We start from the raw sequence: 15,861 nt of genomic DNA, 5'->3' as shown, positions 1-15,861 counted from the left end.
TTATAGTTTCTTCTCCATTTTTAAGAATGTATACAGCCCACCATTAGTATAATTCTCAAATTTACCTACGCTAGCGTATCCAAGGTTTTGATAGAAGTCAACTCCTAAAGTATTAAACTTCGCTACAGCAACAGTTATTTTCTCCACAGCTTTTCGCTTGTGTAGAGCTTCTTCTGCATACTGTATAATCTCCCTTCCATATCCTTTATGAAGGTGGATTGGGTTGATACCTAATATGACTTCTGCTGTATTATGATCTACTAAGTCATAATAGAAGTAGGCTATAATATCCTTCTCTCGTGGAGTACGTACACTGAAGGTATTCTGTCCTCTTACATTCTCGTCTAAAAAATCGTGTAAGTCCTCTAAATCTGAGGTCATATTATAAAAGCTCAATATTCCTTCATACTTCCAATTATAAGCTATTTCTACTGCCTCCTCTTGTGTTAAGACTTCAAAAAATAAAACTTTCTCTTTCATTATTCAAAATATGTTAAAAAACCTTTCTTATTTAACAACTGTTCTATAAAGTAATCTAGAAACAAATATATTTGTGACCAGATGAATCTTTATAACAGACATATAGCCTGGCTACTCATTATCATTTTTGCCTTATTCGGCGCAGAGAAGATAAACTTCGCTGTGGAGCAGACTTGTGACAAAAAATTAATGTACTGTCCTACTGCTAATATGTATGTGTACACTGTGTATAAAAACACATCACACTCATCTAATCCTGATACGAAGGATACTGATACACATAAAGTAACTACAATAGCCTGCGAAACTTTCTTTATTAATCAATTAGAATTAGCAGTCTATACAAAACAAAAAGTTACTTATCACTACAGTCCCTTCTATTATAAACATGTCATCCATTCAACACCATATATACCCTTAGTAGATCCTCCTCCTATAGTATAGTGTTCTTTATTCTTATATAACGACCACATTTCTATTATATACTATACAAAGATAAGCTTAGGCACATAGATTAAAAAGATACTTTTTCTTAACAATTTAGTATAATAATCAAATATTTAACATACAGTATCCTTTCTGATATTATTTGTTTTACTACATTATCGCATTCTTCTGTATTCTACAACAAAAAAAAGAGCCAAAACACAATGTCTTAGCTCTCTCTAACTACGGTAAGGTAATATAAAAAATCTCAACAATATTTCTATTCATTGAATTAGTTTATTTCTAAGTGGAGGTATCCCGTTTTCTTAATCATACTAGATCCTCTATCATCTTTATACTCATAAGAGACAATATAGAAATAGGTACCTGTCGGCAATAGTTCATTCTTCTTTATCGTCACTCGACCATCAGAATAGCCTCTAAACACGTTACCATTACTATTATAATTTGCAGTCTCGTATACCTTGCCCCCCCATCTATTAAATATTTCGACACGGTTATTTGGATATCGTTGGATATTGTCTATTCTGAAGTAATCATTATCTCCATCACCATTCGCACTGACGAAGTTATAGATCACTACATCTCCCTTCAGCATTTTATCAGTTCTCACTGTCCCTAGTGTAAAGAAGCCGTACTTCTCTAATGACGTAGGTGTAGTCACAGTCTTATTCTCTAAGTCTACTATCCCCCCTTCATCTACCCATAACTGCTCTATGGCATCCCATCTCAAAATATGCAAATTATCAGTTGCATGCTCATAAATCTCTTTAGGGGTGGTACGCTCATCCCAAGTCAGCGTAAGCACAATATTACTCGCTGTGGTCTGTGAATGTTCTATCAGCCAATACTCTCTCGTATTAATCTTATCAACTATCCCAGAACCTGCCTTACGGACTTTGAAGAACTGCTTATCGTCTAAGCTATATTTTCCCACGAAGATATCTTTCTGATGCTTAGGAGCAGATATTATTGCTTGTCTATAGAATCCTTTATCTCCTTTAGGATAGGTGAACTCCTCATTTCCTTCTTTCTCTACTTCTCCCTCGATATGAGAGGCATCACTGACATGAAGAACCTTAGATTTATTTAAGAAGGTAAAAGCTCCTTGAAGAGAATCTACCTTAGCAATACCCTGAGTGAACTCAACTGCACCCGCAATACTCACAGATGTCTTGATATCAAAAGCTCTTTCCTTTATAGGGTTATTTAGAATCAAAGTATTAAAATGAGTTCCTGCCTGTCCTTCTATAGTTTGTTTCGCAGTTCCGATAAGAAAGGTCTTCCCCTGAGGAATATTTCCTTTATAGTCAAATATTTTACCGTTATTAACAAGGTCACGATGTAAGTAAAGTTCACCGTTATTTCTAAAATCTCCTTCTCCTTGGTTCTCCAGCGTATAATATACAGAGACCATAGAACCCGGTTTAATATAAAACATACCTTTATTCACTGCCTGACTATAAATTATAGTCGGTAGCATCACCATACACAGTAATAATCTCAAATATATCTTCATTTCTTCTATCGCTAGTATTAGTCTTTCACTACGAATATGATATTCATAATCGTACAGTCTGTAGCTGCTGCCTTTACATCATAAGTCATCACACCTTCTTTAGATATTGACTTTATCGTAAACACATCTGTATCATAACTCGTCACATAATAGTATAAGTCTGTCGGCTTCTCAAAATAAGGGATACCTGTAGTAGGAGCTCCTTCACTGACAAAGTGATTACTGTTCTGTAAAGAGAATTGCTTCTTATATTCTTCAAATAAGTTTATCGTTTGTCCTATTCTGTCTTCTGAAGTATCAAATACAATAGAAGGCATATAGAAGAACTTCACTGCCTTATAATCTTTGGTTACCATTTGTTGCCATTTCGTTCCATCATTATAATAGAACCCCACGACTACATCATTAACTGCCTTCGTATTATACACTGTCATACCTGCTACGTGAGCACTTAAAGGATTCGCTAGTGTAGTGGATGTAAGCTCTACTCTAGGTAGTAATAACCCCTTATCAGCAGACTCTACTTCTAGCATGGCATCCTTATTTATATCTGGCGATGTACCAATCTTAGTTTGTGCAAAACTTAGAGCGCTGAATAGCACAGCAAGCATTGCGAAATATAATTGCTTCATCATTTATCTTTAAGTAATTGAAAAAAAAGTGCGAGTCTCAATACAAGACTCGCACAGTGTGGTGTGAGTTGTTTGATTATTGTTTGTTTGCTTGTCTATATTGTATATAACTATTCTGTAAACTCTACAATTACATTATAGTTCCCTTCTCCAATCATGATATACTGGTTACCAGATCCGATATTAAAGTTTAAGGTACTACCACTCACTTTAATATCCGTAGTAGCTGTAGTCTTCAACATTTCTCCTTGTAATACTTGGATGCTTACTACTGCCCCTACTGTAGCACCTGCAGGAATAGCCACACCTGATGTTCTAGCGGAGTTAGCTTTAGCGATATTAGTAGTCCCTATGAACTTATATACCTTCTTATTATTAATCGTATTCCCAGTGAAGATTACTTTACTATTATGAACATCGATATGATCACCTAAGATATTCTTGATCTTATCCACATTATTCGTAATATAGTTCGTGATAAAGTCAAAGCTGATTTCTTTCTTCGCTCCGTTATCTTCAATCGTATAGAACACTTCTTCTTTATCGTCTGCTATCTTTCCGTAGTACACATTCCCCCCTTTATTAATAAACTTAGAGATTAGATCCCCTACCTTATAAGTAACATCACCCTCTTTTACCTCTTGGTTTAGAATATCACTAAAGTTATTTACGATATCACCTACTACATTTACTTCTGTACCTCCTGTAGTATCTCCGGTAATATCAGCAACAGTCTTACCTTCATTACTAGCCAAGAATGCCTTTACAGCTTCTTCATTGAAATATTTATACCCTACAGTCTTTCCATTTTTCACTACTGGTACTACTACTGTAGTCGTCTCTGTATCTGCTACTAAATCTTTAAGGTTAATAGTCTCATACTTGCCATTGTTATAAAATTGGAACTCCCAATTAGCATTCGTACTATCTCCTGTATTCTTATAAATAACATTACCATCTACCTTCGTAGAGATATTCTTGATTAACTCTTCTATAGTATAGTGCTCGCTAGTACTTCCTTCTTTTAGGACAGTCGTTTTACTATTAAAAAAGTTCGATACATTAGAAGCGATCTCTCCTACTACATCTATTGTAACTACTCCATCTGCGTCATTAGGCACATCGATCTCAGTCTTTCCTTCATTTCCTTTCTGAGCTAACCAATTCTGAATCGTCGTCTCTGAGAAGAAAAGGAATTTCTTTGTCTTATCAGTATCAGATACTGCTACTTCACGGAAGAATGTTTTAGTCTCTTCTTTTAATACTAGATCTTCAAAGTCTACATTCGCTGTCTCATACTTATTATCAACTGTGTTATAAACCACATATTTAAACTCATTCTTCACTGGATCAAACACAATAGTAGAATGCCCTTCTTTAGCAGCATCTTTATTGTCAGGATTAGTAGGTACGATATAGTTGATTACATTCTGGATGTTCTTAACGTCACCTTCTAATTTTGTCACATTATTATCTAATCCATTGATAACTGTAGTTAGTTCCGCTTTGCTCACTATTCTATTCCACTGTCCTCCATCTTCTGTTGTCCAGTAATAGAATCCTTTTAATATCTCTTTAGAAGTATCTTCATTAAGGTTATAAATCAATAAACTCTCTACTTGAGTTCCATCTATCGGTGCAAAAACATTTAAGTCTGATAAACTTACACGTGGAATCAATACCCCTCTGTGGCTAGAAAGAATTTCAAGTTCAGCTGATGTTTCAGGATCTGGTGTACCAATACCTACCTGTGCTGATGCTGTATAAAACGTTCCTAAGAAAGCGGCTAAAATGATAATTTTCTTCATGATTATAAATTCTATTTAATATCTGTATTGTTTTGTTATTTTGTCTTTTTACTTGGTAACATCGGGTTAGAGAATATTCCTTCTCTAAATCCTCTAAGAAAAGTAAGATCATAGATTACAGATGTACTACACCCCGTCAAATTAGTTATGGTTAATCTCACTTTTCCTTTTTTATTGTGCCAGTTCTCTCCATTAACTTTGGCATCTTTAGGAAAGGCTATTATTAACACACCTGTTCCATGTTTGGTAATAAATACTCCTCCCTGCTGTTTAATAATAGGCCTATCGTTCTGATCAAATATTACCTTGTTATCCTTATCTCTTTCTAATATTGTTGATCTAACCTCTACTTCTGGATTATCTACAGTAGCGAAAGGAAACGCCTTCCACTCATTCTCTGTATCTAATAAATATTCCCAGTCATATCGCTGTATCTCTCCTGACACTATAGAGCTAAGTTGTAATGACTGCCCTCCTTTAATCATTACTTGATCTACTACCGTAGTCTGTTTTCCTTTGTGATCCTTAGCGATTACACGTTCTACAGAAGGCAGACTGTTTATCTTAATCTTAATCGGAGTTCTAGAGCCAATGGTACAGCCATTTCGAACAGCCTGTACATATACTGTAAACTCATCACCTGCTTTATAGTTCTTAGACAAGTCTATCGTAAACATATCTTCTAAAGCAGGTAGTCTAGTCGTTCCTTTCTCAGAAGTGTACACTTCATAACTCGTACAGTGACTATTCTGTGGTTGTATCCTCAACGGTTCTCCTTCACATAACTGAAGAACTTGTTCAAGTTCATAACCGTACTGATCAGTCTTTATCTCCATACCTACTTCTACTCTAGGGACTAGATCTACATTATAGATATGAGTAAAATCTCCTAATACTCCTACAACTGAGCCATACGATATCTTCACTCTATCAAAAGGTTCTGTAGAAGGAGCTACTATAATTCTGTATCTATCTCTACCTCCTATCCCTAATAATCTCAAGCGAAGTGCTCCATTAGATTCTGTAAGTGGTTCGCCCACTTTCTTATCTCCTAAATAGCGTTGAATCTTAAACCCTTTGACTAATTCTAAACTTAGCACTCCTGGGTTCTTATTTTCTGCTGTAATATGCAACTCATCTCCTGGTAAAGCAGTTTGTTTAAACACTACGGTTAGACTTGCCATATTCGCTACTGCTACCCCTCTTGCTATTACTGCATAACTGTTAGGATCATCATCCACTGCATTCCAAGGATGGCTAACAGAGGCTGTGGCACTCGCTACCCCTAGTCCTATATCTTCTACTCCATGGAGTACGTCTAGTACATTGGGATTAATATTAGGTAATACAGCTGCACAACTAGGGTTATCAACAGTCTTAGTCACATAAGCTCCATACACCTTAGCGTTCTGAGCTACACCTACTGTAGATCCTAAGACAACTTGTACTCCTCTATATTTCTGCGGCCCTTTCTTATTCGATGGTACGAATGTATACTCCAACACATTATCTGCTGCTAATAGATCTACTAGTCCTCCATCTACTCCTTGTAACGTTCCTATCTTTTTCCCATTTGCATCAAGTCCTACTACTGTAATACCGCCTAGGGCAACTAAACCACTGTATTCTTTACCTAACTTCACTGTCACAGGAGTTCCTGCGGCTTGGTCTTCTTTGAAGTAAATATTCTGCCATGTAGTACCTAATCCTAATAGTCCTAGTCCTACTGTGATTGTAGAATAAGTATCTGGTCGTCCATCAATAGCATTACTCTTATTAGATACTCCTCCTGTCAGAGCAGAATACCACGCTGTATAATCTGTTGCCCAGTATCTCTCGTAAGTCGGTGGACAGTCTTCGTTATTAAATACATTGACTTGAATATTCTTGATATCCGAACATCCATTAGCATTCTCAGCAACTACCGTATAGTTATATACTCCTGCTTGGTTAAATACCTTAGGACTCGTTCTATCTATAATCTCTTCTCCATTTGTGTCGTACCAAGTGATTACATCTCTAGCATTATCAGTTATCATAATTGGCAATACAAAAGAATCTCCTACATTCAAAGTATAGCTTAGAACATCAGAATTATTCTTCAGTTTTAGCTTAGGTATAGGATTTACATTAATCTTCACTATAGCAGATTCTTCTGAGCTCACACCATTGATAACATATACTACACTGTATTCTCCTGGCTCTGTAACTCTAATGCTCTCTATAGGCAATAACTCCTCGATTATTCTATCTTCTAAGTCATCTCCTACTTCGCGTACCTTAAATAAATTACCGTCTTTAAACCAGCGGTAAGACTCTACAGTACCAATAGTAGTCAATGGCTTTTTAGCAATTAATATCGCTTCGTCTCCTTCACATATTACGCTTACATCTGATGAGATAGAAGGCTTAGGATGTGGTTTGCCTACAATATTCGTATGTGCTATAGAACGAATCTTCGTAGGATCTACATACGGTAATTTTAGATTACTTACATCTAGATAAGCTTCATTAGATAACACTCCTAAACCAGGGTAGCCTATCACTGTTCCATTAATAATGACTCTAGATGAAGAGTGAGCGTCTAGGTTCACTTTCCAATTCTCAATACTCTTCGCACTATATATACTAGGAATATTAGAAGGAGGTGTCAAGGTGTTTTTATAATTACCTCTATTATCAAAGAAGATCTCATCTACTCTAAAGAATTCTTTTATCGTGGATAAATAATCATTTAGTTTGAAGTCTTTATACAAATCAGATGAATGGTTAGACATCTCTAGAGTGTAACTTAACTTATCTCCTTTCTTAGCTTCTAATAAATTGACAGATTTGTTAATCATTAATCCTTCAGGAGTTGTGACATTTAAATCTCTTATCTCATGAATATTAACAGCTGCCCCTGTAGAAGCTGCAAAACCAATCTTCAGTGTTTCGTAAGGCAACTCATCATATTTATAGTCTAATACTTCTACAAATCCCCCTTTATGTTCTGACTGTAAGCGTACTTTGATATGGAATTTCTTTTTAAGAGCGTAACTTCCATCGGGTTTCTTCTTGCTTCTATCTTCTTCTAAGATAGGTTTCATCTCGATCTGTACTCTTCTATAAAAGTTATAGTCATCAGGTCTAGAGTATATAAATTCAGAATTATCTATATTTTTACCTCCCGGTTTCTTTATATGTGTCAGATATCTAGCTGTTGTTCTGAGGTCATTTGTAACCTTTCCTCTTAATACAACACTTTGGGCAAACGAGCCATTCGTATTTGGTCTTCCAACAGCTTCATGAGTAAAATTACCATACTCATCAAGTCCTACAGCTATATATCCCCCCGTTACACCATATGTATTATTGCCAGACCCATACCCTAATGAACCTCCATAACTACCTAATCTAAATTTTCCCTTAGGAATACTCCCATCGTATAGAAATACAGAGATACCATCTGCTCCACCTTTTGTATTTCCGTCTCTTCTACGCCATGATTTATATTCAAAATCAATCAATACTCCTCTATCAGAAGGAAAACTCTCTTCTATAATAGCATACCCCTTCTGATTCATTCCATCAGAAGTAAGTCTTAGCCATCCTTCTCCAGAACGATCTAACCCTTGTGAAGCTGTTAGTATAGCATGATCCCCTAATACTACTTTGCTATTCACTGTTTGATGAGTAAAACTTTCTTGTATTGTAAACTGTGCATATAAAGGAGATAGCTGCCCTAATAAAACACATAGTACAAACGCTAAAACATATCTATACTTCTCTAACATATTACCAATAACAATCACATTTACAATAACATAATAAACAAAACACTATTTTTTTAGACAAAGATTCCCTTGCTGATATTCTACATGACATCAGATATTTAGAAAATAGAAGTCCACACCTTTTACAAAGTGTTTAAAATCCCATTAAACTTGATTGTGATTTACAACTGAGAAATAGTTGTTGTTTTTATGATACTATTATTCTTTTTCCTTTTCTACTCTTTTTATTTGAGAATATATTCTCAAATCAATTACTTAAATCTTAAATTAATAATATAAAAAACAAATATTACTAACCGTCACTATAGTTAAAAACAAATATTAAGCCATAATTGTTTTTTTGTGAAAAAAAATCACCTATTGTGATATATTACTTTCTTCAACAACCGATAACTATCTGTAATAATGCTTATTACAGATTATAAAAAACACTCTATTTTTGTGCAAATTTACTCAAAACAGTTCATCATCCTAACATTTAATACAACACAAAGCAGAATACAATTCCTTAAAAGCAAGTGAAAAATTACTATTTTTTGATAAAATATGATTTAATAATTAAATTATAAGAAAGTGAACAAGGTATCATTATCCATAAGCTCTTTTTACTGCTAAATTAAAACACCTAATATTCACATTATGTGACTGTTAAATTTATATCAAAGAAAGGAAACTCAGAAAAATAAGGCATTCTAATCTTTATTTACTATTTTTAAAATAAAATTATTAACCATGAACCAAGACCATAATACACCTTTTATAACAGAATCTATTCAAGATAAAGTAGCAACTATATCATTTTATAGTCCAGCTAGTAACTCATTTCCAAGTTCACAATTAGAAAAGCTAACTAGTATTATTACTAAACTTAGTAGCAATACTCATATTAATACAATCATTCTAAAAAGTGAAGGAACAGGAGCCTTCTGTGCAGGGGCGTCTTTTGATGAATTACTTTCTATTAAAGATACTACTACAGGACAGGCTTTCTTCTCAGGTTTTGCTAATGTTATCAATGCAATGCGCAAAAGTCCGAAGATATTTATCGGTCGTGTCCATGGCAAAACTGTAGGAGGAGGAGTAGGACTAGCAGCTGCATGTGATTACTGTTTTGCAACAACGAACGCTTCTATTAAACTATCAGAACTAGCCATCGGGATAGGGCCTTTTGTAATCGAGCCTGCGGTCTCACGCAAAATAGGTAAAACAGCCTTCACAGCAATGTCTCTTGCAGCACACGAATGGAAAACAGCTACTTGGGCACAGAATCACGGATTGTATAGCGAGGTATATGATACTGTAGACAGACTTGACTTAGAAGTAGAGACTTTCGCTACTAAGATAAGTTCATATAACCCAGAAGCGCTATGCGAAATGAAGAAAATATTCTGGGAAGGAACAGACCATTGGACAGAATTATTACATCAACGTGCTGAAATATCAGGTAGACTAGTATTATCAGAATTTACAATAAATGCGCTTAACCAATTTAAAGCTAAATAACATATCTCATCCTTCTAGAACAATATCTCTAGAAGGATTTTTTATATATAAACACCATTATTCTTAAAAACAAAACACAATACATCAAGATTAAATAAAAACATGTCAATATAAAATCTTTTTACTTACAATAATCATCTCTTTATCAATAATGTTAATTTTAATTAACTCATTGTACTATATTTGCTAAAAAATATAAAACTATGAAATCACTAAAGTACTTACTTCCAATACTTTTAATCGCTTGCAAAGCTGTTGCTTCAGAACCGCTAAAGCTAGATGATTACAGAGATAAAGGGAGGTACAGTACCTCACATTATGAAGGAGGTTTTCTAAGTCATTTAAATATTGCTGCCGGAGTTTCTACATTAGGATTTACCATAGAAGCAGCGACTCCTATTAATTCAAGTTTAAAACTTAGAGCAGGATTAGATTATTTTGAGTTCAATTCTAAGAAGTACGATGTAAACTTTGATGATCAAGAAGGAATACTACACGAAGCCTTTGGTTATACACCTACTTATGAAATGCATGGTAGTATAAAAGCTATTCATGGACACGCACTAGTAGATTATTACCCTTTTAGAAAAGGAATATTTCATCTTACTGCGGGTTTCTATTTAGGAAGTACTAAACTTGAAGCGGATGGACTATTAACAGATGGTAATGGTACCCCAGCTGAACTAAAACCTGGTCATGACTGGCCTATAATAGAGTTCGATGGCAAAGAACTAGCAGTAATAGATGGTAAGATAAACGCAGAGCTAACATTAGGTCAAGTAATCAAACCATATATAGGTATTGGATTAGGAAGAGCTGTTTCTAAAAAACGTTTAGGAGTTAAGTTTGAACTTGGAGTATTATACCAAGGAGACTATACTTTAAAACAAAACGGTAGAACAGTTGCTTCTACAAGCGACCTTAATGCTTCAATAGAAGATGCAGATAAAGTAACCAAATGGCTAAAACTATGGCCAATGGTAAACTTTCAAATTAATTACCGAATATTCTAAAATATCATGAAATTAAAGTATATCACAACAGTCATCTTATCTTGCTTATTTATCTACTCTACAAACTCTTACGCACAAGAAGAACCCACTGAGAGTACAGCAGTAAATACTGTAGAAGAAGTAAGTCAAGAGAAAACAACAGATCAACAACAACCTAAAGAAGACAAAAAGAAGAAAAAGAAGTCAGGACCTCCTACCTTACCTCCCAATAATTCTACAGCTTACTTACTACATGTAGGTGAAGACGAATTCGTGAGAGATAATATAGCGAAGCACTACTCTGACCAACGCTTCTATGAATGGACATTAAGTGCAGGAGTATCTACGATGGGGCTAACGCTTGAAGCATTGACTCCTATCAACAGCTATTTAAAACTTAGAGGAGGTATAAACTTATTCTTCTTTAACTCTAAGCACTATGACGTTGGTATTGATGATCCTCAAGGGGATTTAGTTCGTCTTTTTGGTTATAAACCAAATCTTGCTATCAAAGGTAAAAATCATATGATACATGCTCACACCTTAGTTGACTTTTATCCTGTACCTGATGGTCTATTCTTCCTTTCAGGTGGTTTCTACTTTGGTCAAAATAAAACAGCCTTAGATGGATATCTAATCAATCATCAAGGAGATAGAGCAAAACCTCTATATGGAGAATGGCCAGAATACTTAGATTTTCAAGGGAACCAAATCAAGTTAAATGAAGGGAATATGGAAGCTGATGTTACACTCGGTAGTATTATCAAGCCTTATCTAGGGATAGGAATAGGAAGAGTGGTAACGAATAAAAAGCTAGGCTTCTCATTCGAGCTTGGGATGATGTACCAAGGGGACTATGAACTAAAACAAGATGGAAGCAAAGTGCTTTTCAATCTCCAAGACAGTTTTGAATACAACGAAAAAGGAGAGAAATGGTTAAATCGAATTAAATGGTGGCCTAAAGTATCCTTCCAAGTTAGATATAGATTATTCTAAACGAAGTCATCTCTTTAAGGATAAAGAGAAAAGGCTACGCTAAATATAGGAGGTCAACTATATTTTTGTGTACCTTTGCCAAAATTTTTAGTTATGCCTAAGATTAGAATTACAAAACAATTCACATTTGAAACAGGACATGCCTTATATGGTTATGATGGTAAATGTCGTAACGTACACGGTCATAGTTATAAGCTAGCTGTTACAGTTATTGGTACTCCGATAGAGGATACTAATAATGTGAAGTATGGTATGGTTATAGATTTTGGAGACTTAAAAAAAATAGTGAAAGGAGATATCGTAGATGTATTCGATCACGCTACTGTTTTCAATAAAAATACCCCTCATATAGAATTAGCAAAAGAACTAGAAGAACGCGGACACCACGTTATTCTTGTCGATTATCAACCAACTAGCGAGAACATGGTTATTGACTTCGCTCAGAAGATAAAAAGCAAATTACCTGAAGGGATAGAACTATATTCATTAAGATTACAAGAAACAGAATCATCATACGCTGAATGGCATCAATCAGATAATTTATAGGACTTGAGTTTTACAATTAATACAGATAAGAGTATATACTTCGCTTCTGATCAGCACTTCGGAGCACCTAGTCGAGAGAAAAGCCTTCCTAGAGAAGAGTTATTCTTACAGTGGCTACGCGAGAAAGAAGATGATATGGGCGCCTTATTCATACTAGGAGATTTATTTGACTTCTGGTTTGAGTACAAGACTGTAGTACCTAAAGGTTTTGTAAGAATACTTGGTAAATTGGCTGAAATCAAAGATAGAGGCATTCCTGTTTTCTTCTTTGTAGGAAACCACGACTTATGGATGGATGACTATTTTCAGACAGAACTAGGAATACCAGTATATCACGAGCCTAAAGTATTTGACATTAATGGTAAGAAGTTCTTTATCGGACATGGAGATGGACTAGGACCTGGAGATATGGGCTATAAGAGAATGAAGAAAGTCTTTACTAATCCTTTCTCTAAATGGCTGTTCAGATGGTTACATCCAGACATCGGCGTTAGACTTGGTTCTTACCTATCTGTTAAGAATAAACTGATATCAGGAGATGAAGATATTAAATTCTTAGGCGAAGATAACGAATGGTTAATTCTATATGCTAAACGCAAATTAGAAACCACTCATTACGACTACTTCGTTTTTGGGCACCGTCATTTACCAATGATTATTGACTTAAATGACCAGTCTAAATACATCAACCTAGGAGATTGGATTAGCTACTTCACCTATGGTAAGTACGATACTAGTCTACATCTAATAGAATATAAGAAAGAGCTTGCTGAAGCTAAACAATAACAAAAAACGCATACTGATCAGTATGCGTTTTTTGTTATCTCTTTTATTCTAAAAAGGCTTCTCTAATATCCACTCACAGTGCGTAAAGTAATCCCAACCCACAGCTCCTAAGTCTACTTTAGGATCTACGAATTGACTTAAATCACGTTGATTAATGGATACATAACTTTCAGCATATACTGCCACGTCCTCTCCTTTTGCTTCATATTCTTTTTTGATATATTGTGCCATCTGCCAGATCATATCTGGAGAAGACAGGCGAGCCATCTGTTTATTAGTTAGCACATCTTCTATATCGTAATACTTTCTATCCCCTGTTTTTTTATTTTCTACTATATAATTCGTATAACCACTCCTTGATCTAAGCATCATACGCCAGCTAAGACGATGAGCTTCATCAGTCCATAACACATCTCCCTTGATAAAATAATGTCTTAGAGGAAGCACTAATTGTACAAACATAAATGCCAATAAGAAATACTTCACTTGAGGAGAGAAATGCCTTGCCACAGCTTGTTCTTCTTTTAAAGTATCCTCATCTAAAGGAGTTTTCTTCTTAAAGAACCAACTTCTTACTTGCTCTGGTTCATAGAAAAACACAGCAAAACTCAATGCAAAATAAGGGAATATACCGATATGTAAGGTGATAGAATTAAACAAGTGAAATACCAATGAGGCTATAACGGCTAAAGTACGCGTGCGTTTATACAACAATAAGAACACTACTAGTCCATCAAATATAATCCCTAAATAAGCAATAGAGACATAGAACCAATCCTGTGTAAATACTTGCTTAAACACATCAGGAATATTAGCTCCTTGATACATCAACTTTGTAAACGTACCATCTAACCAATCTGGATAGAACTTAGCCACAGTACCATAGACATAAAGCATGAATACCTGAAAGATAAATAGCCAAGAGATGTAATAAGGCATGGAGTGTTCTTCTGTTACCCTGTTGCTTTTTACATCAAGAGAAGCATATCGATTAGCAGGTACGAAACACATATACACACAGATCACTAATAACATATAGTAGTGATTATTATAAGATGTCTTCTGTATAAAATAAGCGCCTGCCCATAATATCGTTAGCAGTGGCATAGTCCACTTATATCGATACCCAAGCATAACAGCCACTGACACACAGCCCATCACAAAAAAGTAGACATACATCTGAGGACCTACTAGCACCTGTAGAAAGTCCATATAGATATGGGAGAATGTAATCTTTACATCGACTAGATTATCTCTTACCCAACCTGTAGCAATCGCGCCGAATGACTCACAAGCGAATAAGAAACCAAAGAATATTCGAAAGATAATTAACGGAGAATTATCTATCTGACGGTACAGTTTTTCCTTCATAACGACTGAAGAACTCTCGAGTCACACGTTCGTCATCTTTTAACTTCGCGATTAACTCATCAAGTCCACTAAATTTTAATTCATCTCTTATTCTGTCTAAGATACGAACTTTTAACTTTTGGTCGTATAAATCACCATCCCAATCTAAATAATTTACTTCTATCGTATAAGGATGGTCTGCAAAGGTAGGGTTAATACCTACACTCATCATTCCCATCACTTTCGCTCCATTTAACTCAGATTCTACCACATACACACCGTTCTCAGGAATCAATTTATAATCTTCGTCCACAACAATATTCGCTGTAGGAAAACCTAACTTACGGCCTAATTTCTTACCGTGTACTACTGTACCAGAGAAATAGTACTCATACCCTAAGAACTCATTCGCCAACATCATATTACCGTCTTCTTCTAGAGCAACGCGTATCTTAGTAGAACTAATAGAGACATGATCTATTTCTTGAGCAGAGATCTCCTCTACTTCAAAGCCATATTTCTCACCGAATGCCTTTAAATCATGAATATCAGCAGTTCTATTTTTTCCGAAGCGATGATCATAGCCTATAATTATTTTAGAGATATTAAATTTATCTACTAATACCAGCTTTACGAACTCTTCTGCTGATAACTGAGCGAACTCTAAGTCAAACTTTTGAATGACTAGATTATCTAATTCTAATCCTTTTAAAAGCTCTTTCTTCTCTTCTATAGTATTCAGTAATCGAATACTGTTATCCTGCTTTAAAACCATGCGAGGATGAGGAAAGAAGGTCAACACCAAACTCTCGCCACCATTAGCTTTAGCAGAATCAACAAGCTTTTTGATAATCATCTGATGTCCTACGTGTACTCCATCAAAAGTACCTAATGTAGCAACTACTTTTTTATCGCAATTAAAATCAGCTATAGAAGAAAATGTTTTCAATTTTTAAAGTTTATATCAGTTACATTACTATTTTTGTGCCCCTTTATTCCCAATGACTGGGTAGAGAACAAAACTGC

13 protein-coding genes are annotated in these 15,861 nt (G+C 35.1%); 6 read left to right on the top strand and 7 right to left on the bottom strand.

Annotated elements, in window-relative coordinates:
* Entirely contained in the window at positions 1–480 is a 480-nt protein-coding gene (locus BK054_RS06625) for a GNAT family N-acetyltransferase (RefSeq protein ID WP_006257655.1), read from the bottom strand.
* Between the two features lie 81 nt (positions 481–561).
* Between BK054_RS06625 and BK054_RS06620 the strand changes: the two genes are divergently transcribed.
* Entirely contained in the window at positions 562–924 is a 363-nt protein-coding gene (locus tag BK054_RS06620; RefSeq protein WP_006257656.1) for a hypothetical protein, read from the top strand.
* 274 nt (positions 925–1,198) lie between these two features.
* Here the strand turns inward: BK054_RS06620 and BK054_RS06615 are convergent, their stop codons facing one another.
* The 4 genes from BK054_RS06615 to BK054_RS06600 form a co-directional block, all read right to left on the bottom strand.
* Positions 1,199–2,446 carry a gliding motility-associated C-terminal domain-containing protein gene (locus BK054_RS06615; RefSeq protein ID WP_071307115.1) on the bottom strand — a complete coding sequence of 416 codons (1,248 nt, stop codon included), beginning with the start codon at positions 2,444–2,446 and terminating at the stop codon, positions 1,199–1,201.
* A gap of 17 nt (positions 2,447–2,463) precedes the next feature.
* Complete coding sequence (locus BK054_RS06610) at positions 2,464–3,081, bottom strand: hypothetical protein (protein WP_083387839.1); 618 nt, start codon at positions 3,079–3,081, stop codon at positions 2,464–2,466.
* Positions 3,082–3,188: 107 nt separating this feature from the next.
* Complete coding sequence (locus BK054_RS06605; protein ID WP_071307114.1) at positions 3,189–4,886, bottom strand: hypothetical protein; 1,698 nt, start codon at positions 4,884–4,886, stop codon at positions 3,189–3,191.
* A 35-nt stretch (positions 4,887–4,921) separates the two neighbouring features.
* The gene (locus tag BK054_RS06600; protein ID WP_071307635.1) at positions 4,922–8,662 is read right to left on the bottom strand and encodes a lectin-like domain-containing protein; all 3,741 of its coding nucleotides are present in this window, start codon (positions 8,660–8,662) and stop codon (positions 4,922–4,924) included.
* A 732-nt stretch (positions 8,663–9,394) separates the two neighbouring features.
* On the opposite strand from BK054_RS06600, the gene BK054_RS06595 reads away from it, so the two are divergent.
* The 5 genes from BK054_RS06595 to BK054_RS06575 all read left to right on the top strand — a co-directional run bounded on the left by BK054_RS06595 (position 9,395) and on the right by BK054_RS06575 (position 13,485).
* The gene (locus BK054_RS06595) at positions 9,395–10,165 is read left to right on the top strand and encodes an enoyl-CoA hydratase/isomerase family protein (RefSeq protein ID WP_071307113.1); all 771 of its coding nucleotides are present in this window, start codon (positions 9,395–9,397) and stop codon (positions 10,163–10,165) included.
* A gap of 203 nt (positions 10,166–10,368) precedes the next feature.
* Positions 10,369–11,178, top strand: a complete 810-nt coding sequence (locus BK054_RS06590) for a hypothetical protein (protein WP_071307112.1) — start codon at positions 10,369–10,371, stop codon at positions 11,176–11,178.
* A 6-nt stretch (positions 11,179–11,184) separates the two neighbouring features.
* Positions 11,185–12,153: a hypothetical protein gene (locus tag BK054_RS06585; protein WP_071307111.1), complete on the top strand. Its 969-nt coding sequence runs from the start codon at positions 11,185–11,187 to the stop codon at positions 12,151–12,153.
* A 93-nt stretch (positions 12,154–12,246) separates the two neighbouring features.
* Positions 12,247–12,699 carry a 6-pyruvoyl trahydropterin synthase family protein gene (locus BK054_RS06580; protein ID WP_006257664.1) on the top strand — a complete coding sequence of 151 codons (453 nt, stop codon included), beginning with the start codon at positions 12,247–12,249 and terminating at the stop codon, positions 12,697–12,699.
* Between the two features lie 3 nt (positions 12,700–12,702).
* Positions 12,703–13,485, top strand: coding sequence for a UDP-2,3-diacylglucosamine diphosphatase (locus BK054_RS06575; protein ID WP_071307110.1), 783 nt, complete (start codon positions 12,703–12,705; stop codon positions 13,483–13,485).
* A gap of 48 nt (positions 13,486–13,533) precedes the next feature.
* Here BK054_RS06575 and BK054_RS06570 read toward each other — a convergent pair whose 3' ends face one another.
* Both BK054_RS06570 and BK054_RS06565 read right to left on the bottom strand, forming a co-directional pair.
* A complete protein-coding gene (locus BK054_RS06570) occupies positions 13,534–14,856 on the bottom strand; it encodes an HTTM domain-containing protein (protein ID WP_071307109.1) in 1,323 nt (440 codons plus the stop codon).
* Positions 14,825–15,784: a bifunctional riboflavin kinase/FAD synthetase gene (locus BK054_RS06565; protein ID WP_006257667.1), complete on the bottom strand. Its 960-nt coding sequence runs from the start codon at positions 15,782–15,784 to the stop codon at positions 14,825–14,827. The genes BK054_RS06570 and BK054_RS06565 overlap by 32 nt, the downstream gene beginning before the upstream one ends.
* Positions 15,785–15,861 lie beyond the last annotated feature (77 nt).

The organism is Myroides sp. ZB35, assembly GCF_001865835.1.
Lineage (GTDB): Bacteria > Bacteroidota > Bacteroidia > Flavobacteriales > Flavobacteriaceae > Flavobacterium > Flavobacterium odoratimimum.
This window is presented reverse-complemented; position numbering and strand designations above follow the sequence as displayed.